This window comes from Neorhizobium sp. T6_25, from assembly GCF_002968555.1.
Classification (GTDB): domain Bacteria; phylum Pseudomonadota; class Alphaproteobacteria; order Rhizobiales; family Rhizobiaceae; genus Neorhizobium.
Genome location: NZ_PVBL01000046.1, coordinates 1 through 23,818, shown reverse-complemented (window position 1 = coordinate 23,818; position 23,818 = coordinate 1). Strand labels below are relative to the sequence as shown.

Sequence of the window (23,818 nt, the reverse complement as noted above, 5' to 3'; positions counted from 1 at the left end):
GGGCTTGCCTGTGTGCTCGGCGGACTGGCACCGCCGTCGCTGCTGATCCTCGACGAGCCGACCAACCATTTGGATATCGATTCCATCGCCGCGGTCGAGGCCGGATTGCGCGCCTATGACGGCGCGCTGCTGGTCGTCAGCCATGACGAGGTGTTTCTCGAGGCGATCGGCATCACCCGCCGGCTGGAACTGGGTTAGAGCCGGTCAGGCGGCCGGCGAACCGGTCAGCGCCTCGGTCGTCACCAGATTGACGCCGGCCTTTGCGAACTGGGCATTGTAGCGGCGGATGATGGCGGCGGCGCTCTCCTGCGGCTGGTCGAGCGTGCTGTGGGCGTCGGAAACCACCGTCACCTTCAGCCCGGCCGCGATCGCGCCCTGCACCGTGCCGGCGATGCAGAAATCCGTCTGGGCACCGAGGATCACCACCGCGGGAGCGCCCTGGCTTTCGATCCATGCGCCAAGTTCAGGGTTGCTGAAGGAGTCGCGGACGGTTTTGGAGAAGGTCGGCTCGTCGTCGCGCTGGCCGAGCCTCGGCCAGACGGGCCATCCCGGCTCTCCCGGCGCCAACGGATCGCCCTGCGGCCCATCATGGCGCACGAAGGCAATCGCCCGGCCTTCGCGCCGCGCCCACTCGATCACCTTTCGGGCCCGCTCAGTCAAGAGATCCGCCTCGTGTAGAGGCGGCTCGACAAGGCAGTCGAACATGTTGGTCTGCAGGTCGATGACGATGACCGGCGCTTTTTCCGCTGATGGACTGGACATGGGTGGCCTCCATTCAAGACACGGAAATTGCCCGATTCCGTCCGGATTTCAACCCATATCTTCGCGCTGAGGGCCCGATCACCCGCGGCATAGGTCAACTGGCCGCTCGGCTGAGAAAGGGCGGCTCGATCGCCGCCCTTTCTCATTCGTGATCTGGCGATCAGCGGCAGACGCGGGTGGTCTTGACGACGACACGGCCGTGGTAGCGGGTCTTCACCTTCTTGACCATGCAGTCACGATGGCGGGGACGATACGGACGATAGGCTTCGCGGACGGTGTGACGCGGGGCGATCCGCTCATCGGTGGTAATAGTGACGCTCGCGGCGTGCGACGGGCCGGCCACCGAGAGAATGGAAGAAATGGCCAGGGCCGATGCGAGAAGCAGGTTCTTCATTGGGGTGTTTCCTCAAGCTTTTGCGCGACATGAACGCGGATCAAGGAAGGGGGTTCCATTGAAGCCATGGGACTGAAGTCCTATGTCGGACTTTGACCTGAGCGGTTCCCAGCCCGACGGTTGCCTTCGGTAGTGCCGATCAAACCGGAAAACAATCCTATCTCAGCAGCCCCTGTCCGCCGTCCACATAGATCGGGGTGCCGGTCACATGCCGGGAGCGGTTGGAGGCGAGGAAAGCGATGACTTCGGCGACGTCCTCGCTTTTTCCCGGCCTGCCGTCGCTGATCGGGACCTGGCCCGCCGGCCATTCCACCGGAATTGCAGTTTCCTGCGCGTGGCGGAGCTTGGTGTTGTCGCCGATATTGGTCTCGATCTCGCCGGGGCAGACGGCGTTGACGCGGATGTGGTGTTTGCCGAGTTCCAGCGCCAGCTGCTGCACCATCGCTACCTGCGCGGCTTTCGTGGCGGTATAGGCGGTGGCGCCAGGTGTCGTGAAGGTGCGGTTGCCGTTGATCGAGGAGACGACGATGATCGAGCCTGCCCCCTGCGCCTTCAGATGCGGCACGGTGAGATGCAGCGTCAGATAGGTGCCGCGCAGGTTGACGGCGATCGTCCTGTCGAACTCTTCCGGCTTCAGGTCATCGATCGGCGCCCAGACGCCGTTGATGCCGGCATTGGCGACGACGATGTCGAGCCGCCCGAATTTTCCGGCAAGCTGATCGACCGCCACGCGCATCCGGTTCTCGTCGGAAACGTCGGCTTCGAGCACCAGCGCTTCTGCGCCGGCCTTCTCGATCTCTTGGGCCGTTTTGTCGATGTCGGTTCTCGTATGGCCGAGCAGGGCGACCTTTGCGCCTTCCGCCGCGAGTTTCATCGCCGCCGCCTTGCCGATGCCCGAACCTGCCCCGGTTACCAGAGCCACCTGATTCTGAAGTTCCATGAGCCCATCCTGTCGTCACATCGCGGCTTCTGCCGTGCGAAAACGAACGGCAAGGGATGGCGCAAGGTTCCCGGGATCAGGATGGATATCGCTCGTTGAGGATGCGCAGGCCTTCCGCAAATTTCGAACCGTCGCCGCCCATCTGGCGCATTTGTGCAAGATTGTCGGTGAGGTCTGCGCGCTTCACGGGTCGGGCGAGCGGGTTTTCGATCGAGCGGCGGACGAAGGCGAAATATTCCTCGCCGTCGCGTTTGCTCATCGCGTCCACGGCATCGACGACGGCTTCGGAAAAGCCTTCTTCGCGCAGCCGCTCAAATGTCCAGCCGGGACCTTTCTCGACCACGTCATGCAGCCAGGCAACCTGTTTTTCGTCCTCGCCAGCCACGGTTTCGGCGACGCGCCTGACATGGTCGATGAACGGACCGCCGGTTTTCGACGATTGTCCTTGATGGGCCTGCGTCGCGATGGCAATCGCCTTGTCGATCAGTTCCGACATTTGTCTGTCTCCCGTCCGCTCGGGGGCACTCTATAGGCTCCGCGCCTGACGACAATGCGTCAGTTGCGATCTTCTTCGAACTGAGGGACAGGAAGCGGGCTCAGCCAGTTCTCCCGCCGCTTCACCCATATCTCGTAGACCGGTTCGAGATCGGTCGGCGCCATGTCGAGCGATCCGACGCGAATCTCGATCTCGTCGCCGTCGCTCTCGTTGAAGACGCGCGAACCGCATTCGGGGCAGAAGCCGCGGCCATGGAAATACTTGACCTCGCCGGTGCTCTCAAAGCCATGCCGCGGCCAGATGCCGAACGTGACGAAGCTCGAGCCGCTTTCCTTGCGGCAATCGGCGCAATGGCAAAGCCCGATCCTGAGCGGCGCATCCTTCACCGAATACCGCACGCTTCCGCAAAGGCAGCTTCCAGACCGGATGATCATCCTTCTCCTCCTTCTTCCTCGCCCGGGAAATGCAGTTAGGGCAGGGGAGGATGAAGGGAAGAGATCAGGCGGGTTCAGGTGCCGGGTCGATGGCGCTGACCACGCGCGAGACGATTTCATTCATCGTCGCCTCGTCCAGCGTCTCGATATATTGCGCGGTTTTCTGCTGGATGCGGGCGGGAACGTCGAAGCTGCGAACCTGGTTGCAAACGGCGACACCGGTCGTGTCATGGCCGGAGATCGCCACCGCAAGACCGACATCGCGGATAACGGCCCCACCGGTGGTGATGGGCACCGTCATGCTGACGCCCAGGCTGTTGATCTTGATCGGCGTGACGACGACGAAACGATGCCGGTTCTTCATTTCCTGGCCGGCGACGGGGTTTGCGTCGATCCAGTAGACATCGCCGCGCCGCGGCAGGTTGCTGCGGATCATCAGATCTCGTGCCCTATCGGATCGCCTTCCTGAGCATCGGCGACCGCGGTATTCAGCGTCGCCATGGCCTCGCTCCCCTTCAGCAATTCGCTGAGGGTGTAACGCTTGCGGCCGCTCTCGACGGGACGGGCGATCAATTCACCATTGGCGACGTCGAGCGTGAGTTGATCGCCGACTTCGGTATGCATCAGCTTCAACAGGGTCGGCGGGATGGTAATCACCGCGGCACCGCCTTGGCGTCGGATCTTGGTGGTGACCGGCATGTTTGCTCCTGAAAGTGCTACATATGTGGCATGTTCGCGCGCGGCAGCAAGGTCGAAGTGGGTTTTACGCGTCGCCGGGCCGCTCGATGGCGGCACGGGATCCCAGATGGAACCGAATGGCTCGGCCGGCGTTCGAAGCGAGCATTCAGATGGATCGTCGCCATGCGCTCATTTTTCGTCTCCGCCGCGTTTATCGCCGCCGCTTTTTCGCCGGGCTCGGCTCTGGCGGCCGAGGGGGACTTCCTGAAAACACTTGCCGGCAAATGGAGCGGCAAGGGCACGGTTCTGACCCGCATCGGGGCAAGCCCCATCAACGTCACCTGCAGCTTCATCTCGACGGCCGGGGCGGCTACCCTGTCGATGCAGGGAAACTGCCGCGGCCTGCTGGTCATCCGGCGCAGCATATCGGCCGACCTGCAGGCTTCGCAAAACGGTTATAGCGGCACCTATCTCGGACCGTCCGGCCAGCCTTCGGTGCTTTCCGGCAATCGCCGCGGCAATGCGATCAATCTCGGCGTCCGCTGGGCGAGGGTGATCAACGGGGATCGCGTCGCCAACATGACGATCGAGAAGATCGGCGACGACCGCCTCAGGCTTCAAACGGTCGACAAGGATCTTTCGAGCGGCAAATCGGTGGTGACCAGCCGCATCGACCTCAGCCGGTAATCATCCGACGTCGGCGGATTCGTTCATTCCACCTGACCGAGCTTGCCGGGGTTCATGATGCCTTTCGGGTCGATCGCCGTCTTGATGGCGTTCATCATGTCGACGGCGTCGCCGTGTTCGCGGCGCAGATATTTGAGCTTGGAAATGCCGATCCCGTGCTCGCCGCTGAACGTGCCACCCATGTCCATGGCGCGCTGATAGAGCCGTTCGGCCAGGCGTTCCGCTTCGGCCAGTTCTTCCGGGATCTCCGGCTTGATCAGGTAACCGACATGGAAATTGCCGTCGCCCACATGGCCGATGATCTTGCCCATGACGAAGGACTTGTCGATGTCCTCGCGGGCGGCAAGCACCGCTTCGGCAAGCCGCGAGATCGGCACGCAGACGTCTGTTGTAAACGCCTTGCAGCCGGGGCGCAGCATCTGGTTGGAATAGATCGTTTCATGGCGGGCCTTCCACAGCCGCTCGCGGTCCTCGGTGCGGGTCGACCATTGGAAGTCCGAGCCGCCGAACTCGCCGGCTATTTCGCGCACCGTGTTCGATTGCTCTTCCACCCAGCGCGGGCTGCCATGGAATTCCAGGAACAGGGTCGGTGCGAGCTTCAGGGTCAGGCCCGCATGCCGGTTGGCGGCCTCGACCGCCACTTCGTCTAGGAATTCGATCCGGGCGACCGGGATTCCGCTCTGGATGGTCGCGACGACGGCTTCCACCGCGCCGCGCATCGTCTCGAAGGCGCAGACGGCAGACGCGATGGTTTCCGGGATCGGGTGCAGCCTGACGGTGACCTCGGTGATGACGCCGAGCGTGCCTTCGGCGCCGACATAAAGCTTGGTCAGGTCGTAGCCGGTGGAAGACTTCTTCGTCCGCCGGCCGGTGGTGATGATCTTGCCCTGCGGCGTGACGACACGCAGCGCCAGCACGTTTTCGCGCATCGTGCCGTAGCGCACCGCCGTGGTGCCGGAGGCGCGCGTCGAGGCCATGCCGCCGAGCGAAGCGTCGGCGCCGGGATCGATGGGGAAGAACAGGCCGGTGTCGCGGATATGGGCGTTGAGCTGCTTGCGGGTGACGCCGGCCTCGACCTGCACGTCGAAATCCTCGTGGTTGACCGCGACGATCTTGTTCATGCGGGTGAGATCGAGCGAGATGCCGCCCTTCAGCGGGATCGTGTGGCCTTCCATCGACGAGCCTGCCGCGAACGGGGTCACTGCAATACCGCCCTCGAAACAGGCTGAGACGACGCGCGCCACCTCGCCCTCGTTCTCGGCATAGACCACCGCATCCGGCAGCCGCGTCGGCTGCCGGGACATGTCGTGGCCGTGGTGCTCGCGCACCGCTTCGGTGGTCGAAAGCCGGTCGCCGAAGTGGAGTTTCAGGGTGTCGAAGGTGGATTGCAGAGAGGTCATTTTTTCTCACCCGTCAGCATGCGGTGGTAGCGCGAACGGGCAATTTCCTGCGTCGTGATGAATTCGAGGAGGACCGGCACGCCCTTTTGCGTCTGCTCGATGCCGCGCTTGATCGCCGGAATGATCTCGCTCGGCTCGGTGACGCGTTCGCCGTAACCGCCGAGCGCCCGGGCAAAGGCGGCGTAGTCGCCGGAAATGTCGGTCGAGCGGTATTTCTCCGTCGAAACCTTCATGATCGGCAGCTCCATCGCCATCGAGAAATTGTTGAGCAGGATCGACAGGATCGGCAGGCGCTCGCGCACCGCGGTTTCGAAATCCATGCCGGTAAAGCCGATCGCCGCATCGCCCCAGACATTGATGCAGAGCTTGTCCGGATGCATCAGCTTGGCGCCCATGGCAAGGCCCAGGCCATACCCGAGCTGGGTCGTCTTGCCCCAGCCGATATAGGTGAGCGGCTTTACCGACTTCCAGAACGGTGAAAGCTGGTCGCGCGGGCTCCCGGCGTCATGGGTGATGATGGTGTTTTCGATATCGACGGTGTGCTGCAGGTCCCAGAGCACGCGATAGGGCGACAGCGGCTTGCTGTCGGAGGTGAGCTTCGGCATCCATTCGGAAAGCCATTCCTCCTGCACCTTGGCGATTTCGGCAGCGATTTCCGCATGGTCGCGCCGAGAAACCTTGCGGGCTTCGAGTTCGGCAAGCACCGCGTCGAGCGTCAGCGCCGCATCCCCGACCAGCGCCACCTTGGCTTCGATGTCCTTGTTGACGTGGTCGGGATCAAGCGTCGCGTGGATGACCGTCTTGTCGAGCGGCATCTGCACGCCGAAGGCGGTTTCGGTGAAGGAGCAACCGATGCCGAAGACCAGGTCGGAACTATCGAGGAAATGGCGCAGGGTCTTGGAGATCGCCGCCCCGCCGGCGCCGACCGACAGCGGGTGGGTTTCCGGAAACGCGCTCTTGCCTTCGAGGCTGGTGGAAACCGGGATCGCCAGCAGCTCTGCGAGCTGTTTCAGCTGCGGCCAGGCCTGTGCGTAATGAATGCCCTGGCCGGCATAGAGGATCGGCCGCTTGGCGGCGAGCAGCAGGTCCACGGCGTTGCGCACCGCGATCGGGTCCGGCCCGTAGCGGGTGGAAAGAACCGGCCGGTAGTTCAGCGGTTCCGGCACCTCGTCCTGCCATATGTCGTTCGGTATTTCGACCAGAACCGGGCCGCCGCGGCCATTGCGCAATTTGGAGAACGCGCGGCGGAAAATGTTCGGGATCTCGGCGGCCGAGGTGATCGGCTCGGCGGACTTGGTGATGTCGCGCATCGAGCGGGTCGCATTGTAGTTCGGGTCGACATGCGCCACACGGCGCTCGTAGCCCATCGGCAGCACCAGCAGCGGCACGGATTCCGAATATGCCTGGGCGATGCCGCCATAGGCGTTTTCCGTGCCCGGTCCGAGCTGCATGGCAAAGACGCCGATCGTCTTGCCGGACGAGAGGCGCGACATGGCGTCGGCCATATGCAGGCCGTGGCGCTCCTGGCGCACGATGATCGGGCGGATATCACCCATGGCCGCATGTTCGAGGACGTGGTTCACGGGGTAACCGCAAATGATCTCGATTCCCTCGCGCTTCAGGATTTCGACGATGGCGTCGGCAACTTTCATGGGTTTCTCCTCCCCTGAGACATGGTCGATTAGAGGTGCGGTTGGAAATCTTGCGCGGTCCAGGCGCCGGGATGGCGCACGGGCGCGCGGCGGGCCTCTTCGGTGTTCAATAGCCCGCTCTGGCCGAGCGTGATGCGGTATTCCTCGATGAAGGCCTGCGCCATATGGGCGGCGCCACGGTCTCCGAGTGCCGCAAGGCCGAGCATGAAGGCGCGGCCGGCAAAGGAGGAATGGGCGCCACAGGCAATTGCGCGCGCCATGTCGACGCCGGAGACGACGCCGCTGTCGAACAGCACCGTAGCACGGGTGCCCACGGTTCGGGCAATTTCCGGCAGGACGTCAATGGTCGCGGGCGCCGCATCGAACTGGCGGCCGCCATGGTTGGAAACGACCACGCCGTTCAAGCCGAGTTCCAGTGCCTTTTCGGCATCAGCCGGGTGCATCACGCCCTTGACCATCATCGGTCCGGTCCACTTGTCACGCAGGCGGGCGATCTGCTCCCATGGGAAGCCGCCGCCGATATGTTTCTGCACGAAGGCGGAGGTGGTGACGCGGTCCGGCGCGCCGGCAAAACCTGCCATGTTGGCGAAGGTCGGCATGCCCTTGCGGCGGATCGCATCCAGCCAGAAAGGAGCCATCGCCGCTGCGATCATCGTCTTCGGCGTCAGCTTGAAAGGCATGGTGAGGCCGTTGCGAAGATCGCGCGGGCGCTTGGCGCGCACCGGCACATCGAGCGTCGCGACCAGCACCTTGGCGCCGGCAATGCGGGCGCGATCAGTCATTTCGAGACTGTATTGATGATTGTTCGGCGCCATTGGGTAGAGCTGGAACCAAGTGACATCCGGCGCCCATGCCACGACTTTTTCGATCGTCGCGCAGGCGAGCGTGCCGACCAGATAGGGGATGTTGTGGGCCTGGGCGGCCTTGGCGAACTGTTCGGTGGCGCCTGGCCACATCATGCCGTCGAAGCCGATCGGCGAGATGCCGATCGGGGCAGCATAACGGTGGCCGAAGAGCTCCACCGAGGTATCGACGGTGGACACGTCCAGGCCATAGCGCGGCACGATCTCGACCGCCTGCAGGGCGGTCCGGTTGCGGTTGAGGCCGGTCTCGTCGCCGGCGCCGCCCTGGAGGAATTCGTAGGCGAAACGGGGAATGCGCCATTTCGCCCGTTTCTCCAGATCGCCGACCATCGGATAACGCCGGCGGAGTTCCTCCAGCGTCTCTGTTGTCCTTGTGTCCTTCCTGGCTCCCCCCATGTCCGGCGCCTCCTAGTAGGAAACCATGACTTCGATCATGGCCTGCTGGCCGCTCCTGGTTGCGGCCAGTGCCCGCTGCAGCGCCGCCGGCAGGTCGGCGCCGGTCTCGACGCGTTCGGCATGGGCGCCATGGGCGCGGGCGACGGCCGCGTAGTCCGGAGCCGGATCGAGCGCGGTGATCGGCATGGTGTTGGCGGTCGCAGCACTTCCGTCCGGATACATGTAGAGCGTCGAGCGGCGCACGGCGTTCCAGATGCCGTTGTTGAAGACGACCGTCAGCAGCGGCAGTTTCAGCGCAGTCGCCGTCTGGTGGCAGGCGACCGGATTGGCGAACATGTAGGAACCGTCGCCGATCGTGGCGATCACCTGCCGGCTGCGGTCCCCGAGCTGGGCACCGAGCGCTGCCGTCAGGCCGAAGCCGAGACCGCCGGACAGCGGCGTCGAGAAGTAGGATTTCGGGTATTTGAAGCTCATGACCGAGGGATCGATGCCGAGTTCGTTCACGACAGTCGTCCTGTCGTCCAGGACATCGGAGATGCAGCGGCTGACATAGGCTGGCGTCATCGGCGAACCGTCGCCCATGGCGGCGCGTTTGTCGGCGGCCTCGGCCTGGGCCACCTTGATCTTCGCCCATTTTTCGCGGCGCTCGGAGAAGGTTTCCGAAACCGGCACGCGCTCGGCCATCGCCGCGGCAAGCGCCGCGATCGTCTTGTTGATGCCGCCAGCAAGCGCGATGTCGATCGGAAAACTGCGGATCGGTACGCGGCCATGCTGCGGATCCGGACCGATGGCGATGACCTTGGCGCCTTCGGCTATGTCCGTATGGTCTGAGATCCAGGGCACCGCGGCATTGATCACGACCACGACATCGGCTTCCTTCAGGACCTGGGTCGAGTCGCGGCCGATCATCATCGGGTGGTCGCTCGGTAGCGCCAGGCGGGTTGCCCACATCTCGATTGTCGGCAGCGCGAACTTCTCGACGAAGCCGGCGAGCGGCTCGAAATCCGGAGCGAGTTCCGGGCTCTGGGTGATGATCAGCGGGTTTTTTGCCTTGGCGAGCAGGTCGGCAGCCTGAGCGACCAATTCCGGGTCGGCCGGGCCGTAGGTGGTCGGGGTGACCGTCGAGCGGTGGCTGATCTCGACTTCCGCACCTTCGGCCAGCGCCTCGCGCGGCAGGCTCAGATAGACCGGGCCCCGCGGCTCGCTCATGGCGATGCTCATGGCGCGGTCGATGACGATGCCCGCCTGTTCCGGGTAACGCAGTTCATAGTCCCATTTGACCACTTCGCGGACCATGCCGCCCTGGTCGAACATTTCCTGGCCCCAGTGGATCGGCGAGGAACGCGAGCCGAAACGGCCATGTTCGGTAATCGGCGTACGGCCGGAGAACATCATCACCGGCACGTTTTCTGATCGGGCGTTGATCAGGCCCATGACCGAATTGGCAAGCCCGACATTGACGTGGACGATGACGCCGGCCGGTCTTGATGTCATCAGATAATAGCCGTGCGCCATGCCGACCGCGACACCCTCATGCGGGATGACCAGTGCTTCCGGCATCTTCAGGCCGGTTTCGGACTGGCGGGCAAAGGCCTCGATGATCGACGGGAAATCGGTGCCGCCATTGGCGAACAGGACATCGATGCCGGCGGCCTTCATGTGGGTCAGGACAGCTTCGGCGGCGAAGGTGCCGGTCGGTTTTTCGTGTTTCATGCTGCAATCCTTGTGGAAATTCTTGAAAACCCGCCGGGAACTCGTCCTCAGGTAATGCTGATCGTCTTGGTGACCATGTAGGCATCGACGCCCTCGATCCCGACTTCGGAACCGTGGCCGCTGGCCTTCACCCCGCCGAACGGCGTTTCCGGCATGGATATATTGAAGGAGTTGATGCCGACCATGCCCGCTTCCAGCGCGTCGGAAAGTTTTGCGATGGTCTTGTGCGAATTCGAGAAGGCATAGGCCGCAAGGCCGTAGGGCAGTTCGTTCGCCTTGGTGACCGCATCGTCGAAATCCGAGAAGCGGTTGAGCACGGCGACCGGGCCGAATGGCTCCTCGCTCATGACCCGCGCATCGCTCGGCACGTCGGCAAGAACCGTCGGGGCATAGAAAAAGCCCTCGTTGTTGATGCGATGGCCGCCCGCGAGCAGCTTGGCGCCCTTGGCGGTGGCATCCTGCACCAGCGCCTCGATTGCGTCACGCCGGCGGCCGTGGACCAGTGGTCCCATGCCGGTCGCCGGATCGAGGCCGTCGCCGATCGTGATCTTCGCGGCACGCTCCGCAAAGCCGGCGCAGAAGGCGTCATAGGACTTGTCCTGGACATAGAAACGGGTTGGCGAAACGCAGACCTGGCCGCCGTTGCGATATTTGCGCTGTACCGACATGTCGAGCGCCGCGGTCTGGTCGGCGTCGTCGAAAACGAGCACCGGTGCATGGCCGCCGAGTTCCATCGTGGTGCGCTTCAGGCTTTCCGAAGCCAACCGAATGAGGTGCTGACCGACCGGGACCGAGCCGGTAAACGAGATCTTGCGGATGATCGGCGAGGCGAGCAGGTGGCGCGAGATGAAATCAGGCACGCCGTAGACGACGGCGATGACGCCGGCCGGGACGCCCGCATCGATAAGGCACTGGGCGACGGCGGCGGCAGACGCCGGTGCCTCTTCGCCGGGTTTGTAGATCATCGTGCAGCCGGCAGCGAGCGCCGAACCCATCTTGCGGGCGGCGTTGCCGACCGGGAAATTCCACGCCGAAAAACCGGCGGTCGGGCCGACCGGTTCCTTGACCACCTGAAAGCGGGTTTCGCCGATCCGCCCGGGAATGACGCGGCCGTAGGTGCGGCGGCCTTCCTCGGCGAACCACTCCATTTCTTCCGTGGCGAAATGGGTCTCCAGCCGCGCTTCGGCGATCGGCTTGCCCATTTCGAGTGTTGCAAGTGTGGCGATCTCGTCCTGTCGGTCGTGCATCAGCTGTGCAGCGCGCTTCAGGATGCGGCCGCGTTCGCGCGGGCTCGTCGCGCGCCACAGCGGAAAGGCGCGTTTGGCGGCTGCGAGCGCCCGGTCGAGATCCTGTGCCGTCGCATGCGGCACCACGCCGATCGCTTTTTCGGTCGCCGGGTTGATCAGCGGCTGCGTCTTGCGGTCGCCATTCTCCAGCCAGGCGCCGTCGATCAGGAGACGCGCGGACTGGTAAGCGTCGGACGAGCGGGCTGGATTGGTCGCGATGGTCATGGTCGTCTCCTCCGATTTCATTAGACGAGTGCGTTTGGCATTCGTCAATTTCGGGCTTTTCTCAAACCCGGCGTCCTCGTCCACTGCAAGGGGATAAAGCAGGGAGCCTGATATTGTCAATTCCGACTTTACGTCGCCTCAAATAGCCACCGTACCGCCATCGATCGGGATTACCGCTCCGGTCATGAAACTCGATGCCTTCGATGCCAAAAGCAGGGCGAGACCCATGATCTCGTCCGTCTCGGCGATGCGACCGAGCGGCACGGTGTCGGCGAAGGCCTTTTCCACCTCCGGCTCGCGGATGCGGCCGCCGGCGATATTGGTGCGGAACGGGCCCGGCGCGATGCCGTTGACGAGCACGTTATAGGGCGCCAGCTCCCAGGAGGCCTGCTTGACGAGGTTGACGACGGCGCCTTTGCTGGACGCATAGGCGTAACCGGTCATTGGATCACCCCGCATGCCGGCAATCGAGGCGATCGCGACGATGCGGCCGCTTTTCTGCTTCTTCATGTGCTTTGCGGCGGACTGGATGGCGACGAAGGTGGCGGTGAGGTTCACGTCCACCACCCGGTTCCACAGATCGTCACTGACATTCTCGATGGCGCCCGCCTCGGTACGGGAATTCGGGCCGCCGCTGATGCCGGCATTGGCAACGAGGATATCGAGGTGTCCGCGCTTTTGCGCAATGCCGTCGATGGTGTTGCGCAGGCTCGCGCTGTCGGAGACGTCGACCCGATGACTCTCGGCGGAAAAACCCTGGCCGTTCAGCCATTGATAGGCGGCGGCAAGCGCCTCGGCGTCGAGATCGAGCAACGCCACATGCGCACCGTTGGCCGCCAGCGTCTTGGTGATGGCAAGTCCCAGGCCGCTCGCGGCGCCCGTCACGATCGCTACCTGGCCTTTGAGATCGAAGAGTTCTTCGGCCTGCATTTTTGTCCTCCCTATAGTCTCGCGGGCGCCGTGGCAGCCCCTCACCCCGCCTCCGTACGCTCGGCGACCCTCTCCCCGCACGCGGGGCGAGGGCGAGCGGCGACGGTGCGGTATATACCTTCTCCCCGTCAGAACGGGGAGCAGGTGGCGGCAGCCGGATGAGGGGTGGACGAATGATCGCCCGCGCCTGGTCGAGCGAAATCACCCCTCCATTCAGCCCCAACCTTGTATGCAATTTCCCAAGATGCAAGTTACAAATTTGCTATTATCAATCAAAATTTGACAGAATCATATTGACGCTCCCCAAAAGGTTATACAGATTGCCGCCATTCGCGGGTGCCGAGGAGCGCCCGCCTTAACGGTTGTCAGGTCCCGGGGAGGGTGAAACACCGATGAGCTTTACCGAAAACTTTGAAACCGTCACCGGAACGAGGATCCGGCTTATGCGGGGGGGCAGGGGCGCTCCGCTGCTGTTCCTGCATGGTGCAAGCGGCGCCTCGCGCTGGCTGCCCTTCATGGACAAGCTCTCCGAAACCCACGAGGTGATCGTGCCGGAACATCCGGGTTTCGGCGCCTCCGACAGTCCCGAATGGCTGGACAACATTTCCGACCTCGCCTTCTTTTATCTGGATGTCATCGACCATCTCGGCCTTGCAAAGGTCAACCTCGTCGGCACGTCGATCGGGGGCTGGCTGGCGGCCGAGATCGCCATCCGTAATGCGGCAAAACTCGGCTCCCTGACCGTCGTGGCGCCTGCCGGCATTCGGGTGAAGGGCGTGCGCAAGGGTGACGTGTTCATGTGGAACCCGGAGGAGACTGCCCGCAACCTCTTCCACGACCAGGCGTTTGCGGAAGCGATGCTGGCGACCCCGCCGCCGTCGAGGGAAGGGATGGAAATCCTTCTCAGGAACAAGCTGACCTCGGCCAAGCTCGCCTGGGAGCCGCGGTTCCTCAATCCGGACCTCCACAAGTGGCTGCACCGCGTGTCCGTGCCGACGCTGATCGTCTGGGGCGACAACGACAAGGCAATGCCGGTCGGTTACGCACCGGCCTGGCGCGACCTCATTCCCAATTCGCGGCTCGAGATCATCGAGAACTGCGGACATCTGCCGCAGATCGAAAAGGCAGACCGTTTCGTCGAACTGGTCAATGGCTTCATCGGGGAGGTTACGCGATGAAATTCTACTTCATGCACCTGATGCCCTATGCGGATCTCGATCTGTCCTATGACGAGAAGCACAATTCCGCCTGGGTCACCCTGCCGAATACCTATTACGACCCGAAGAAGGGCCACCAGCTCTACAACCGTTACCTTGACGAGCTCGAATATGCCGACCAGCTCGGTTTCGACGGCATCTGCGTCAACGAACACCATTCGAACGCCTATGGCCTGATGCCGATCCCGGGCGTCATGGCCGGCGCGCTCGCCCGCCGCACCAAGAACGTCAAGATCGCCATTCTCGGCCGGGCGCTGCCGCTCCTCAACAACCCGCTGACCGTGGCAGAAGAATTCGCGATGGTCGACAACATCACCGGCGGCCGCCTGATCGCCGGCATGGTGCGCGGCATCGGCGCCGAATACCACTCCTGGGGCGTCAACCCGGCCTTCAGCCACGAACGGTTCCAGGAAGCACACGACCTGATCCTGCAGGCCTGGACGCAACCGGGTCCGAGCGTCTTCGAAGGCAAGCATTACAATTTCGAATACGTGAACGTCTGGCCGCGGGTCTACCAGGACAATCCGCATCCGCCGATCTGGATCCCGAGCCAGGGTTCCAGCGAAACGATCGAATGGGCCGCCCACCCGGACCGCAAATATACCTATCTTCAGACCTTCGCCTCGGTCGCGACCGTCGCCCGCTACATGAAGATGTATAAGGACGTTGCGGCCGGTTACGGCTACGAGGCGACCGAGGACCAGCTCGGCTGGTCGCTGCCGCTTTACGTCGCCGAGACCGACGAGATCGCCCGCAGGGAGGCCAAGGACCATATCGAAGCCTTCCTGCAGAAATTCCTGCGCATGCCGATGGAGATGCTGCTGCCGCCTGGCTACACCTCGGTGAAGTCGATGGTCGGGGCGATGTCGGCCAAGGCCGGCCATTCGATGAAGCAGACGATCGACAGTGTCATCGAAGAGGGCAAGTTCATCTGCGGCAGCCCGGCGACGGTGCGCGAAAAGTTGGAAGAATACCAGGCTCAGATCGGCTTCGGCCATCTGCTGACGCTTCTCCAGTTCGGTACCCTGCCGGCCGAGCTAACCCGCAAGAACATGGAGATCTACTCCAAGGAGGTTATGCCATATCTGCGCAACGTGACGGCCAGGCGGGTGGCCTGACGAGGGGGGGCCGAATAGATGATTTTGACAAGGCTATGAAGCCTTTGGGCGTAGTCATACCACCCAAGGTTCATCTTGATGTGCGATCGCGATTGTCGTCATTTGAGGCGCAGGACCGCACAATTGTCACCCCCCAGTCGCTGCGGTCTTAGCGGCCGGCGCCCCAAAAGCCGGCCGCTCCCCTCGGGGCTATACCCCTTGTGCTAGGTCTTTTGGACGAATTGAGGACTTTGCAGTCGGGAGTACAATACCATTCTCCTAAGTCGAGCGTAGAAGAGGTTACGTCTTAGGAGAGGCCCGCGCAGGGGGAAAAGGCGCGGGCCTTTTTATTTTGCAGCACAGCATCTAAAAGGTGATGCTATTTACAAAATTTCATGCATGTTCGCCGCGGGCTGGGGCGAGACATGAATCCAAAAAACAACGATGGGTGCTCGGATAATCTTCCGACCAAAGACGATTATTCAGAGTTTACCGATGGCGAACTCGAAGAGCTCGCTTTTGTGCTGATCCAGGCGCTGACAATTCCGCCGCTGTCGGCCTGTTCCAGACCGGGTATTGCGGAGCCTGTCCCAAAACTGCCATCGGAATGAATTCACCATCGTCAGCAAGGCGGATTTTTCGCCGGCCATCGACAGTCCGGTGTTTTCCCCGCAGCGTCTGTGTTAGGAGGCGTTCCACACGAGACGACGAGATAGGCCGATGCTTCCCTGGATCCAGCTTGACCGCGCAACCATTCCCGGCGAGGGTGGCGAACTGCGCCTGAAGCAGCGCGGGGCCGAATTTTCCATCATGCTCGGCTCGACCGAACTGATGAACAGCCGGCTGAGCGGTTCGGAAGAGGCGCTGGCGACGCTCTCCTGCGAGCGGATTGCCGGCGGGAAAAATCCCCACATGCTGATTGGCGGCCTCGGCATGGGGTTTACCCTGCGGGCGGCGCTGGGAGCCCTGCCGGACAATGCCAGGGTCACGGTCGCGGAACTGGTTGCGGCCGTGGTCGAGTGGGCGCGCGGGCCGATGGCGGAATTTCACAAGGGCACGCTCGACGATCCGCGTGTCGATATTCATGTCGGTGATGTCGGGGCACTGATCCGGTCGCGCAACGCCGCTTACGATGCCATCCTGCTCGATGTCGACAATGGCCCCGACGGGCTGACGCGCGCTTCCAACGACAGCCTTTATAACCACGCCGGGCTTCGGGCCGCCAAGGCTGCGCTGCGCGACAACGGCGTCCTGGCCGTCTGGTCGTCGGCGCCGGACGCCGGCTTTACCCGCCGGCTGCGGGATGTCGGATTTGCCACCGAGGAAGTTTACGTGCGCGCCAACGGCAAGCGCGGCGGAAGGCACGTCCTGTGGATGGCCACCAACCGGTAGCAGATCAGCAACGGCCGGTCTGCGGGAGCTTCAACGAAAGCGGGGCTCGCATCTCATTTCGCCCCGTCTTCATGCTCCAGCGAGCCCGAAGCGGTCGGCAAAAGCGAGAAGAGATGGGCGTTCATCGCCGCCTGCGCCCATTCGGGATTGCGGGCCTTGAGCGCCGCGAGGATTTCCCGGTGCTGGGCGTGGGTGCGGCGCGTGCGCACCTCCACCGGCTCCGAATAGCGGTTGAAGATCGAGGCCGGCAGTTCCAGCGAAGAGGCGAGGATCTTTTCAAGCCGCGGGCTTTCGGCGGCAGCGGCGATCACCGCGTGGAATTCCCCGTTGAGCTTGTCGAACCCTTCGAGATGTTGGTTCCAGCCGAGTTCATCGAACTGGGTCTCCATCAGCCGTTCCAGCTCCTGCAGTCGCTGCAGGTCGGCTTCCGAAATGCGGGTGGCGGCGCGGCTGGTCGCATGACCTTCGAGAATGGCACGCAGCCGAAAGATCTCGACCGCGTCGTCGAGCGAAAAATCCGCGACGATCCCCCGCCGGTAACGTTCCAGCACCACGAGGCCCTCGGCATTCAGCCGGTTCAAAGCCTCGCGGATCGGCGTGCGGGAAACGCCGATCGCGACGGCGAGCTGGTTTTCGAGCAGCTTGTCGCCGGAGCGCATCTCGCCGGTGAGGATCAGGTGCCGGATGCGAAGATAGGCGGTTTCGACGGCGCTCTGCGTCGCCCCATCCTTGGCTCCGTCTCTGGTTGTCTCGTTCGTCAAGCCGTCACCTGATCCTTCTTGATGATGGAGGAGACTACGACAAACCATCCGCCGAGGCCAATCGACAAAAAGTGTATACCAGTTTATGGGCAATGGCTTTCGTGAGGCATAAAATCCTTGACTTTCACTTCAAAGGTATACAAATTTCTCCTTGAGGCGCCTGACATGGCAATCGGCTTCGGCCGAAGGAGGAGACCTATGACGCAGACCCGCAAGCCCTTTATCGTCGGTATCGGCGGGACCCAGCGCCCCGGTTCGAGCTCCGAACTCGCGCTGCGCTATTGTCTCGCGGCTGCCGAAAAGGCCGGCGCGGAAATCGACCTCATCTGCGGTGCAGAACTCGAGCTGCCACTTTTCGACCCGGGCGTCACGCACCGCACGCCGGCCGCGCTTCGCCTGCTCCAGTCGCTTCGCCGTGCCGACGGCATCATCATAGCAACGCCGAGCTATCACGGCGGCATGTCCGGCACGATCAAGAACGCCATCGACTATACGGAAGACATGCGGGGAGACGTGCGCTCCTATTTCGACGGCCGCGCCGTCGGATGCATCGTCTGCGCCGCCGGCGACCAGGCGCTCGGCGCAACGCTGATCGGCCTGCGCTCGATCGTGCACGCGCTGCGCGGCTGGCCGACCCCTTACGCGGCGACCATCAAATCCAACGAGAAACCTTTCGTCGACGGCAAGCCGGCTCGCCGCGAGGTTGCCCAGCCGCTCGAAATCGTCGCTTCGCAGGTCGTCAGCTTTGCCGAAATGGCGATGGCCAGCCGCGTCGACGACGTCGCGCCGCGCCTCGTCGCCAGCAACTGATCCAATTTCAATCCTCGTCGTAGGATCCGTTTGCCTTCGTCCGGCGACGGTCCCAGCGGAGCTTTCCATGAAGTTCAACTTCTTCCACCTGATGCCTTATCCCGATTACGACAAGCTGCCGCATGAATGGCCGGTCAGCACGCACGGGATCGACAGCACCCGCATCCAGGCGCTGTATAACGAATATATCGACGAGATGGTCGACGCGGAGAACTACGGTTTCGACTGGGTGGGCTGCAACGAGCACCATTTCAGCCCATACGGCCTGATGTCGAACCCAAACCTGATCGCCGGCGCACTTGCCCGCCAGACATCCAAGGCGAAGATCGCGATCGTCGGCAACCTGCTGCCGCTGCTGAACCCGGTCCGCGTCGCCGAAGAATATGCAATGATCGACGTCATGTCCGGCGGCCGCCTGATCGCCGGCTTCCTGCGCGGCATCCCGCACGAATACATTGCCTACAACATCCCGCCGAGCGAATCCCGCAGCCGGCTGCGTGAAGCCACCGAGCTGATCATCAAGTGCTGGACCGAGGACGAGCCGTTCGGCTGGGAAGGCGAGCATTATCAGTTCCCGGCCATCTCGATCTGGCCGAAGCCGATCCAGAAGCCGCATCCGCGCATCCTGATGTCCGCCAGCAACGCGGAATCGGCCGAGTTCGTCGCCAAGATGCGCGCGATCATGGGCATCACGCTGATCCAGGACCTGTCGATCGCCAAGGCCGCCGTCGAAAATTTCAAGAAGACCGCCCGCTCCTACGGCTGGGAGCCGACGCCGGACGATATCCTGGTCGGCCAGCAGATCTGCATCGCCGACACGGATGAGGAGGCCAGGCACCACATGGCGGCCGCCCAGACCTATTTCCACCAGACGCTGATGCGCCCGCAGCGCTCCGCCCAGCAGCTCGTGCTCGGACAGAGCCGCTACTACACCGAGGCCGATGCCGGCGAAAACTTCCAGAAGCGCCTCGCAACGCTGCGTGGTCGCACGGTGGACGAACAGATCGAAGCCGGTTCGATCATCTGCGGCAGCCCCCAATCGGTCATCAAACAGATCAAGCGCCTGCGTCAGGAACTCGATTGCGGCCTGCTGAACCTGACGATCAAGGTCGGCAACATGCCGGGCAGCGTCGTTCGCCGCGGCATGGAACTGTTCCGCGACCGCGTCGCCCCCGAAGTGGCTGGCCTGTAGGAGGAGTTTGACCCATGAGCTTTGAATTGAAGACGATCGAGCTTTCCGGCGGCAGGCTCTCCTATCATGTCGGCGGCACGGGGCAGCCGGTTGTCTACCTGCATGCTGCCGGCGGCGTGATGCTGACGGAGCCGCTCAAGGCGCTGACCGGCAACCACACGGTCTTTGCGCCGATCTGCCCGGGCTTCGACGGCACCGAGCCGAACGAAAGCCTGAAGACGGTGCGGGACTGGGTGGCCATGGTCGCCGAATTCGCCGAAAAGCTGGTCGGCCCGCGGTTCGACGTGATCGGCTCGTCCTTCGGCAGCTGGTCGGCCCTATGGCTTGCCGCCGAACACCCGAAAATGGTCGACCACCTGATCCTCGGTGTGCCGGCCGGCTTTCGCTTCGAGGGCAAGGGCGGTTTGCCTGCCGATCCGAACGCGCGTTTCAAGGCGCTCTACGCCCACCCGCAGAAGATCAAGTCGGCGCCGAAATCGCCGGACGTCATGGCTGCCAACGGCCGCACCTACGAGCGCCTCGCCAACAATGTCCAGGTCGACGAGGCACTCAGTCCTCGCCTTCCCTCGATCGAGGCGGTGACGCTGATCCTGCTCGGCACCGAAGACAAGGTCGTACCGGCAGAGGCCGGCGCCTACCTGAAGCGCAATATCCCGACCTCGCAGCGGGCCTTCATTTTCGACGCCGCCCATTCGATCGAGGTCGACCAGCCGGAGCGCACGTTGCGGCTGTGGACCGACTTCCTCAAGCGCGGCCCCGGATATGTGCTCAACCAGGGGCCGGAGGCCGCCTGACGCCATTCCCTTCCCAGGGAGCCTTGGCCCAGACCCCGGTCTGGGCCTTTTTACTTGCAAGCCTTTTGCACTTCCCTCGTTTCCATCGCGCTCGGGCCGTCGTCGAAAGGGAAAGCATTTCCAGGCCAATTTCCGAACGTCATGATTTTCAACATTGACGGATATAATATGTCTATTATGAATTGATTTGCGTTTCGCTTCAGGAAGGCCCAAGAGCCGCATGCGGAATGCCGTCGTCCGGGATATGTGGGACGATGTGAATGGGAGGAATGGCATGATCGGCGAAGACGTCAGGCGCAAGGAAGACAACCGGTTGATCACCGGCAAGGGCCAGTATGCCGACGACCTCAAATTCGAAAACACGGTCTATGCCGCCTTCGTGCGCTCGCCGCATGCGCACGCGATCATCCGCAGCATCGACACGTCCGCCGCCCGCGACATGCCGGGCGTGCTCGCCGTCCTGACCGGCGAGGATATCGTTGCAGCCGGCATCGCGCCGATCCCGCATGCGATCGGCAGTTCGCAATTCGGCTCCGACATCCGCATCAAGAACTATGACGGCACAGAGCGCGCCCGCACCCAGCACCAGGCGCTGCCGACCGACAGGGCTCGTTTCGTCGGCGAGGCGGTCGCCATGGTGATCGCCGAGAGCACCAATCTCGCCAAGGATGCCGCCGAGGCGATCGAGATCGACTGGGAGGAGCTGCCCTCCGTCGTGCGCGGCGTCGACGCTCTGGAAGAGGGCGCGCCGCAACTCTGGGACCACGTGCCGCGCAACAAGGCGATGGATGGCGAAGTCGGCGACAAGGCCGGCACTGAGGAGGCTTTCGCCAAGGCCGCTCATGTCCTCGAATTCACCAGCTGGGCGCAACGTGTCACCGGTGTCCACATGGAGCCGCGGTCCTCCGCCGCCGAATACGATCCGGAGACCGGCAAGTTTACCATCCACGCCTCCGGCGGCCATGGCGTCGTGATGATGCGCGAGCAGATCGCGGCGTCTCTCGGCGTCGACATGGCCTTCGTGCGCGTCGTCGCGCCCCGCGATGTCGGCGGCAATTTCGGCACCCGCAACGCCACCTATCCGGAATTCGTGCTGCTGCCTTACGCCGCCAAGCTCACCGGCCGGCCGGTCAAACACCAGGCGGAGCGCATCGAGGCCTTCCTGTCGGATTTCCAGGGCCGCGACCTGCATGTGAAGGCCAGGCTGGCGCTCGACGAAAACGGCAAGTTCCTCGCGTTCCATTCTGTCAATACCAGCAATATCGGCGCCCATACGGTGTCCTACACGCCCCTCAACAAGGGCATCCAGCTGATGACCAGCCTCTACCGGGTGCCGGTCGCGCATGTGGAATTCCGCGCGGCGATGTCGAATACCGTGCCGACCATCCCCTACCGCAGCGCCGGGCGCCCCGAGGCCATGTACATTATCGAGCGGATGATCGACCTTGCAGCCCGCAAATTCGGTTTCGACCGGGTGGAGCTGCGGCGCATCAACATGATTCCGGAAGAGGCCTCTCCCTATTCCAACCCGATGGGCGTCGTCTACGACAATGGCGACTATATCGGCTGCATGGACAAGGTGCTCGACATGGCCGACTGGAAGGGGTTCGAGGCGCGCCGCGCAGAGGCCCGCAAACGCGGTATGTATCGCGGCATCGGCCTCTCCAACTATATCGAGGGCACCAGCGGCGTGCCGCGCGAGCGCGCCGAAATCACCGTCGATCCGACCGCCGGCATCGTCGACGTCGTGATCGGCACCCAGAACACCGGGCAGGGGCACGAGACGGCATTCGCCCAGCTGGTCGGGTCCTTCCTCGGCGTTTCCCACGAGGTCGTGCAGATTCGCGCCAGCGATACGGATTTCGTCTCGGTCGGCGGCGGTTCGCATTCCGGACGCTCGCTGCGCTTCGCGAGCATCGTCATGCACAAGGCGACTGCCGAGATCATCGAACGCGGCCGCAGGATCGCCGCTTTCATGCTGAATGTCGCGCCGGAAGAGATCGACTTCACCGACGGCCATTTTCGCGCCCGCGGATCGAACGGCGTCGTCAGCCTGTTCGAGGCGGCGCAGGCCGCGGAAAACGATCTCGGCCTGCCGGACGAGTTGCGCGGGCTGCTTGCGGCGATGTCCGACGAAACCACCCACGGGCTTGCCTATCCCTATGGCGCTGCGGTCTGCGAGATCGAGATCGATCCGGAAACCGGCTTCTTCCATATCCCGCGCTATTCGACCGTCGACGATGTCGGCAAGGCGCTGAACCCGATGATCGTCGACGGCCAGACCCATGGGGGCATCGTCCAGGGGGTCGGCCAGGCGCTGTTCGAATGGTCGAATTACGACCAGGAGACCGGCCAGAACCTGTCGGCTACCTTCATGGACTACCAGGTGGCGCGTGCTTCCGATTTCCCGAGTTTCGACACCCATATCAGCGAAGTGCCGGCGAAAAGCCATCCGCTCGGTTTCCGTCCGGGCGGCGAGGGTGGTACGACACCGTCGCTCGGCGTGACGATCAACTCCATCACCGATGCGCTTGCCGATCTCGGCGTCACTCATATCGAAATGCCGGCAACGCCCTCCCGGATCTGGGAAGCCATCCGGGCGGCAAAAGCCAAACAAGAAGCCTGAGGAGAAAGCATTGTCCGACGTCCTGATCAATACCCGGGGGAACGTCCTCGAGATCACTCTCAACCGTCCCGACAAGGGCAATGCGCTGACGCCCGAGATGGCACAGGCCATCACCGCCGCGCTGAAATCCCTGTCGCCGGAAACCCGCGTCGTGCTGATGAACGCCAAGGGCGGCGATTTCTGCACCGGGCGCAGCGCCGCCATGCCGGCCGCCGGTTCTCGCGCCACCGCGCTCGACCTGCGCACCGCGATTTCCGATCCGGTTCTCGATTTCTATGAAGTGCTGCGCGAAATCCCGGTTCCGTTTATCACCGCCATCCGCGGCAGGGCCGCGGGCGTCGGCTGCGCCATCGCCGCGCTTGCTGACGTCGCGGTCGCCGCCGAAAGCGCCACCTTCCAGGTGCCGGAAATGAACCACGACATCGCCCCGACGCTGGTGCTGAATGCGCTCGCCGACCGGGTTTCCCGCGCCACGCTCGCCCGCATGGTCTTCACCCGCGATGTGATCCCCGCGACGGAAGCAAAAATGCTTGGCATCGTCGGCATCACCGTCGCCGACGCTGGTATCGACGCGGAAGTGGGTCGCGTCGTCGGCCAGCTCGAGAAGAACTCGGTGCCGACCGTGCGCGGCATCAAGGCTTTCCTCTCGATGAGCCCGGAAACTTCTTTCGCCTCACGCAAGGAACTGGCGGCGCTGATCAACTGCGTGGCGACGGCGGAAAAGTTCCGCTGAGATAGATCCGCAGCCAGGATCCCCTCCATCGACATACCGGCACCTTCTCCCGTTGGGGAGAAGGGATGCGGAGTTCGGCAGAGAATGCCGCCATGCCTCGGGGTGTTAAGCCTTCTGATCGGCCGTCTAGTCCGAATGCTTCATTGACCGGGTGCGGCACCGGCGTAGGATCGCTTTGGCTAAAACACATCGGGCTGGGGCTGGCGTATCTAGGGAGGGTGCCATGCAGGAACCTGATATGCAGAAACTCGATGCACTTGTCGGTCGGCTGGTGGGCGATCTCGGCGCTGGCGTGTCCGGCGTTCTTGTCGTGCTTGGCGACCATCTCGGCCTGTTCCGG

24 protein-coding genes and 2 pseudogenes are annotated in these 23,818 nt (G+C 63.2%); 12 read left to right on the top strand and 14 right to left on the bottom strand.

The window, feature by feature from the left end; all coding sequences use genetic code 11:
* Positions 1-198, top strand: a pseudogene (locus C5L10_RS32730) (ABC transporter ATP-binding protein); the annotation flags it as partial.
* A 6-nt stretch (positions 199-204) separates the two neighbouring features.
* Here C5L10_RS32730 and C5L10_RS32725 read toward each other — a convergent pair.
* The 7 genes from C5L10_RS32725 to C5L10_RS32695 all read right to left on the bottom strand — a co-directional run bounded on the left by C5L10_RS32725 (position 205) and on the right by C5L10_RS32695 (position 3,725).
* On the bottom strand, positions 205-762 hold the full coding sequence (locus C5L10_RS32725) for an isochorismatase family protein (RefSeq protein WP_105433115.1): 558 nt from the start codon (positions 760-762) through the stop codon (positions 205-207).
* A gap of 160 nt (positions 763-922) precedes the next feature.
* The gene (locus C5L10_RS32720) at positions 923-1,156 is read right to left on the bottom strand and encodes a hypothetical protein (protein ID WP_105433114.1); all 234 of its coding nucleotides are present in this window, start codon (positions 1,154-1,156) and stop codon (positions 923-925) included.
* Between the two features lie 157 nt (positions 1,157-1,313).
* Entirely contained in the window at positions 1,314-2,096 is a 783-nt protein-coding gene (locus tag C5L10_RS32715; RefSeq protein WP_105433113.1) for an SDR family NAD(P)-dependent oxidoreductase, read from the bottom strand.
* A gap of 76 nt (positions 2,097-2,172) precedes the next feature.
* Entirely contained in the window at positions 2,173-2,592 is a 420-nt protein-coding gene (locus C5L10_RS32710; RefSeq protein WP_105433112.1) for an HD domain-containing protein, read from the bottom strand.
* Between the two features lie 59 nt (positions 2,593-2,651).
* Positions 2,652-3,026, bottom strand: a complete 375-nt coding sequence (locus C5L10_RS32705) for a GFA family protein (protein WP_105433111.1) — start codon at positions 3,024-3,026, stop codon at positions 2,652-2,654.
* 64 nt (positions 3,027-3,090) lie between these two features.
* Positions 3,091-3,462: a type II toxin-antitoxin system PemK/MazF family toxin gene (locus tag C5L10_RS32700; RefSeq protein ID WP_105433110.1), complete on the bottom strand. Its 372-nt coding sequence runs from the start codon at positions 3,460-3,462 to the stop codon at positions 3,091-3,093.
* Positions 3,462-3,725: an AbrB/MazE/SpoVT family DNA-binding domain-containing protein gene (locus C5L10_RS32695; RefSeq protein ID WP_105433109.1), complete on the bottom strand. Its 264-nt coding sequence runs from the start codon at positions 3,723-3,725 to the stop codon at positions 3,462-3,464. Before C5L10_RS32695 ends, C5L10_RS32700 begins: the two co-directional genes overlap by 1 nt.
* 162 nt (positions 3,726-3,887) lie before the next feature.
* Here C5L10_RS32695 and C5L10_RS32690 point away from each other — a divergent pair, with 162 nt between their 5' ends.
* Positions 3,888-4,391: a hypothetical protein gene (locus C5L10_RS32690; RefSeq protein WP_105433117.1), complete on the top strand. Its 504-nt coding sequence runs from the start codon at positions 3,888-3,890 to the stop codon at positions 4,389-4,391.
* A 23-nt stretch (positions 4,392-4,414) separates the two neighbouring features.
* Here C5L10_RS32690 and C5L10_RS32685 read toward each other — a convergent pair whose 3' ends face one another.
* The 6 genes from C5L10_RS32685 to C5L10_RS32660 all read right to left on the bottom strand — a co-directional run bounded on the left by C5L10_RS32685 (position 4,415) and on the right by C5L10_RS32660 (position 12,856).
* Positions 4,415-5,791, bottom strand: coding sequence for an FAD-binding oxidoreductase (locus C5L10_RS32685; protein WP_105433108.1), 1,377 nt, complete (start codon positions 5,789-5,791; stop codon positions 4,415-4,417).
* Positions 5,788-7,443: a thiamine pyrophosphate-requiring protein gene (locus C5L10_RS32680; protein ID WP_105433107.1), complete on the bottom strand. Its 1,656-nt coding sequence runs from the start codon at positions 7,441-7,443 to the stop codon at positions 5,788-5,790. Before C5L10_RS32680 ends, C5L10_RS32685 begins: the two co-directional genes overlap by 4 nt.
* 29 nt (positions 7,444-7,472) lie before the next feature.
* Positions 7,473-8,702 carry an alpha-hydroxy acid oxidase gene (locus C5L10_RS32675; RefSeq protein WP_105433106.1) on the bottom strand — a complete coding sequence of 410 codons (1,230 nt, stop codon included), beginning with the start codon at positions 8,700-8,702 and terminating at the stop codon, positions 7,473-7,475.
* Positions 8,703-8,714: 12 nt separating this feature from the next.
* Complete coding sequence (locus C5L10_RS32670) at positions 8,715-10,415, bottom strand: thiamine pyrophosphate-requiring protein (RefSeq protein WP_105433105.1); 1,701 nt, start codon at positions 10,413-10,415, stop codon at positions 8,715-8,717.
* A 47-nt stretch (positions 10,416-10,462) separates the two neighbouring features.
* A complete protein-coding gene (locus C5L10_RS32665) occupies positions 10,463-11,926 on the bottom strand; it encodes an NAD-dependent succinate-semialdehyde dehydrogenase (protein WP_105433116.1) in 1,464 nt (487 codons plus the stop codon).
* A gap of 138 nt (positions 11,927-12,064) precedes the next feature.
* A complete protein-coding gene (locus tag C5L10_RS32660; RefSeq protein WP_105433104.1) occupies positions 12,065-12,856 on the bottom strand; it encodes an SDR family NAD(P)-dependent oxidoreductase in 792 nt (263 codons plus the stop codon).
* A 443-nt stretch (positions 12,857-13,299) separates the two neighbouring features.
* Between C5L10_RS32660 and C5L10_RS32655 the strand changes: the two genes are divergently transcribed.
* The 4 genes from C5L10_RS32655 (at position 13,300) to C5L10_RS32645 (ending at position 16,562) form a co-directional block, all read left to right on the top strand.
* Positions 13,300-14,034, top strand: coding sequence for an alpha/beta fold hydrolase (locus tag C5L10_RS32655; protein ID WP_245448358.1), 735 nt, complete (start codon positions 13,300-13,302; stop codon positions 14,032-14,034).
* Complete coding sequence (locus C5L10_RS32650; protein ID WP_105433102.1) at positions 14,031-15,191, top strand: LLM class flavin-dependent oxidoreductase; 1,161 nt, start codon at positions 14,031-14,033, stop codon at positions 15,189-15,191. Before C5L10_RS32655 ends, C5L10_RS32650 begins: the two co-directional genes overlap by 4 nt.
* Positions 15,192-15,595: 404 nt before the next feature.
* On the top strand, positions 15,596-15,781 hold the full coding sequence (locus C5L10_RS34090; protein WP_172717311.1) for a hypothetical protein: 186 nt from the start codon (positions 15,596-15,598) through the stop codon (positions 15,779-15,781).
* A 109-nt stretch (positions 15,782-15,890) separates the two neighbouring features.
* A complete protein-coding gene (locus C5L10_RS32645) occupies positions 15,891-16,562 on the top strand; it encodes a spermidine synthase (RefSeq protein ID WP_105433101.1) in 672 nt (223 codons plus the stop codon).
* Positions 16,563-16,615: 53 nt separating this feature from the next.
* Here the strand turns inward: C5L10_RS32645 and C5L10_RS32640 are convergent, their stop codons facing one another.
* Complete coding sequence (locus C5L10_RS32640; protein ID WP_105433100.1) at positions 16,616-17,323, bottom strand: GntR family transcriptional regulator; 708 nt, start codon at positions 17,321-17,323, stop codon at positions 16,616-16,618.
* 198 nt (positions 17,324-17,521) lie between these two features.
* Here C5L10_RS32640 and C5L10_RS32635 point away from each other — a divergent pair, with 198 nt between their 5' ends.
* From C5L10_RS32635 to C5L10_RS32610, 6 genes and pseudogenes are all read left to right on the top strand, one after another.
* Complete coding sequence (locus C5L10_RS32635; protein ID WP_105433099.1) at positions 17,522-18,133, top strand: NADPH-dependent FMN reductase; 612 nt, start codon at positions 17,522-17,524, stop codon at positions 18,131-18,133.
* Positions 18,134-18,200: 67 nt separating this feature from the next.
* On the top strand, positions 18,201-19,325 hold the full coding sequence (locus C5L10_RS32630) for an LLM class flavin-dependent oxidoreductase (RefSeq protein ID WP_105433098.1): 1,125 nt from the start codon (positions 18,201-18,203) through the stop codon (positions 19,323-19,325).
* Between the two features lie 14 nt (positions 19,326-19,339).
* On the top strand, positions 19,340-20,119 hold the full coding sequence (locus tag C5L10_RS32625; RefSeq protein ID WP_105433097.1) for an alpha/beta fold hydrolase: 780 nt from the start codon (positions 19,340-19,342) through the stop codon (positions 20,117-20,119).
* Between the two features lie 274 nt (positions 20,120-20,393).
* Complete coding sequence (locus tag C5L10_RS32620; RefSeq protein WP_105433096.1) at positions 20,394-22,745, top strand: xanthine dehydrogenase family protein molybdopterin-binding subunit; 2,352 nt, start codon at positions 20,394-20,396, stop codon at positions 22,743-22,745.
* 10 nt (positions 22,746-22,755) lie between these two features.
* The gene (locus tag C5L10_RS32615) at positions 22,756-23,478 is read left to right on the top strand and encodes an enoyl-CoA hydratase/isomerase family protein (RefSeq protein WP_172717310.1); all 723 of its coding nucleotides are present in this window, start codon (positions 22,756-22,758) and stop codon (positions 23,476-23,478) included.
* A gap of 223 nt (positions 23,479-23,701) precedes the next feature.
* A pseudogene (locus tag C5L10_RS32610) lies at positions 23,702-23,818 on the top strand (SAM-dependent methyltransferase); the annotation flags it as partial.

What these genes read in the sequence shown, in the direction of transcription:
- C5L10_RS32725 (WP_105433115.1), bottom strand. Translation starts at nt 762, where the DNA reads ATGTCCAGTCCATCAGCGGAAAAAGCGCCGGTCATCGTCATCGACCTG.
- C5L10_RS32720 (WP_105433114.1), bottom strand. Translation starts at nt 1,156, where the DNA reads ATGAAGAACCTGCTTCTCGCATCGGCCCTGGCCATTTCTTCCATTCTC.
- C5L10_RS32715 (WP_105433113.1), bottom strand. Translation starts at nt 2,096, where the DNA reads ATGGAACTTCAGAATCAGGTGGCTCTGGTAACCGGGGCAGGTTCGGGC.
- C5L10_RS32710 (WP_105433112.1), bottom strand. Translation starts at nt 2,592, where the DNA reads ATGTCGGAACTGATCGACAAGGCGATTGCCATCGCGACGCAGGCCCAT.
- C5L10_RS32705 (WP_105433111.1), bottom strand. Translation starts at nt 3,026, where the DNA reads ATGATCATCCGGTCTGGAAGCTGCCTTTGCGGAAGCGTGCGGTATTCG.
- C5L10_RS32700 (WP_105433110.1), bottom strand. Translation starts at nt 3,462, where the DNA reads ATGATCCGCAGCAACCTGCCGCGGCGCGGCGATGTCTACTGGATCGAC.
- C5L10_RS32695 (WP_105433109.1), bottom strand. Translation starts at nt 3,725, where the DNA reads ATGCCGGTCACCACCAAGATCCGACGCCAAGGCGGTGCCGCGGTGATT.
- C5L10_RS32690 (WP_105433117.1), top strand. Translation starts at nt 3,888, where the DNA reads ATGCGCTCATTTTTCGTCTCCGCCGCGTTTATCGCCGCCGCTTTTTCG.
- C5L10_RS32685 (WP_105433108.1), bottom strand. Translation starts at nt 5,791, where the DNA reads ATGACCTCTCTGCAATCCACCTTCGACACCCTGAAACTCCACTTCGGC.
- C5L10_RS32680 (WP_105433107.1), bottom strand. Translation starts at nt 7,443, where the DNA reads ATGAAAGTTGCCGACGCCATCGTCGAAATCCTGAAGCGCGAGGGAATC.
- C5L10_RS32675 (WP_105433106.1), bottom strand. Translation starts at nt 8,702, where the DNA reads ATGGGGGGAGCCAGGAAGGACACAAGGACAACAGAGACGCTGGAGGAA.
- C5L10_RS32670 (WP_105433105.1), bottom strand. Translation starts at nt 10,415, where the DNA reads ATGAAACACGAAAAACCGACCGGCACCTTCGCCGCCGAAGCTGTCCTG.
- C5L10_RS32665 (WP_105433116.1), bottom strand. Translation starts at nt 11,926, where the DNA reads ATGACCATCGCGACCAATCCAGCCCGCTCGTCCGACGCTTACCAGTCC.
- C5L10_RS32660 (WP_105433104.1), bottom strand. Translation starts at nt 12,856, where the DNA reads ATGCAGGCCGAAGAACTCTTCGATCTCAAAGGCCAGGTAGCGATCGTG.
- C5L10_RS32655 (WP_245448358.1), top strand. Translation starts at nt 13,300, where the DNA reads ATGCGGGGGGGCAGGGGCGCTCCGCTGCTGTTCCTGCATGGTGCAAGC.
- C5L10_RS32650 (WP_105433102.1), top strand. Translation starts at nt 14,031, where the DNA reads ATGAAATTCTACTTCATGCACCTGATGCCCTATGCGGATCTCGATCTG.
- C5L10_RS34090 (WP_172717311.1), top strand. Translation starts at nt 15,596, where the DNA reads ATGAATCCAAAAAACAACGATGGGTGCTCGGATAATCTTCCGACCAAA.
- C5L10_RS32645 (WP_105433101.1), top strand. Translation starts at nt 15,891, where the DNA reads ATGCTTCCCTGGATCCAGCTTGACCGCGCAACCATTCCCGGCGAGGGT.
- C5L10_RS32635 (WP_105433099.1), top strand. Translation starts at nt 17,522, where the DNA reads ATGACGCAGACCCGCAAGCCCTTTATCGTCGGTATCGGCGGGACCCAG.
- C5L10_RS32630 (WP_105433098.1), top strand. Translation starts at nt 18,201, where the DNA reads ATGAAGTTCAACTTCTTCCACCTGATGCCTTATCCCGATTACGACAAG.
- C5L10_RS32625 (WP_105433097.1), top strand. Translation starts at nt 19,340, where the DNA reads ATGAGCTTTGAATTGAAGACGATCGAGCTTTCCGGCGGCAGGCTCTCC.
- C5L10_RS32620 (WP_105433096.1), top strand. Translation starts at nt 20,394, where the DNA reads ATGATCGGCGAAGACGTCAGGCGCAAGGAAGACAACCGGTTGATCACC.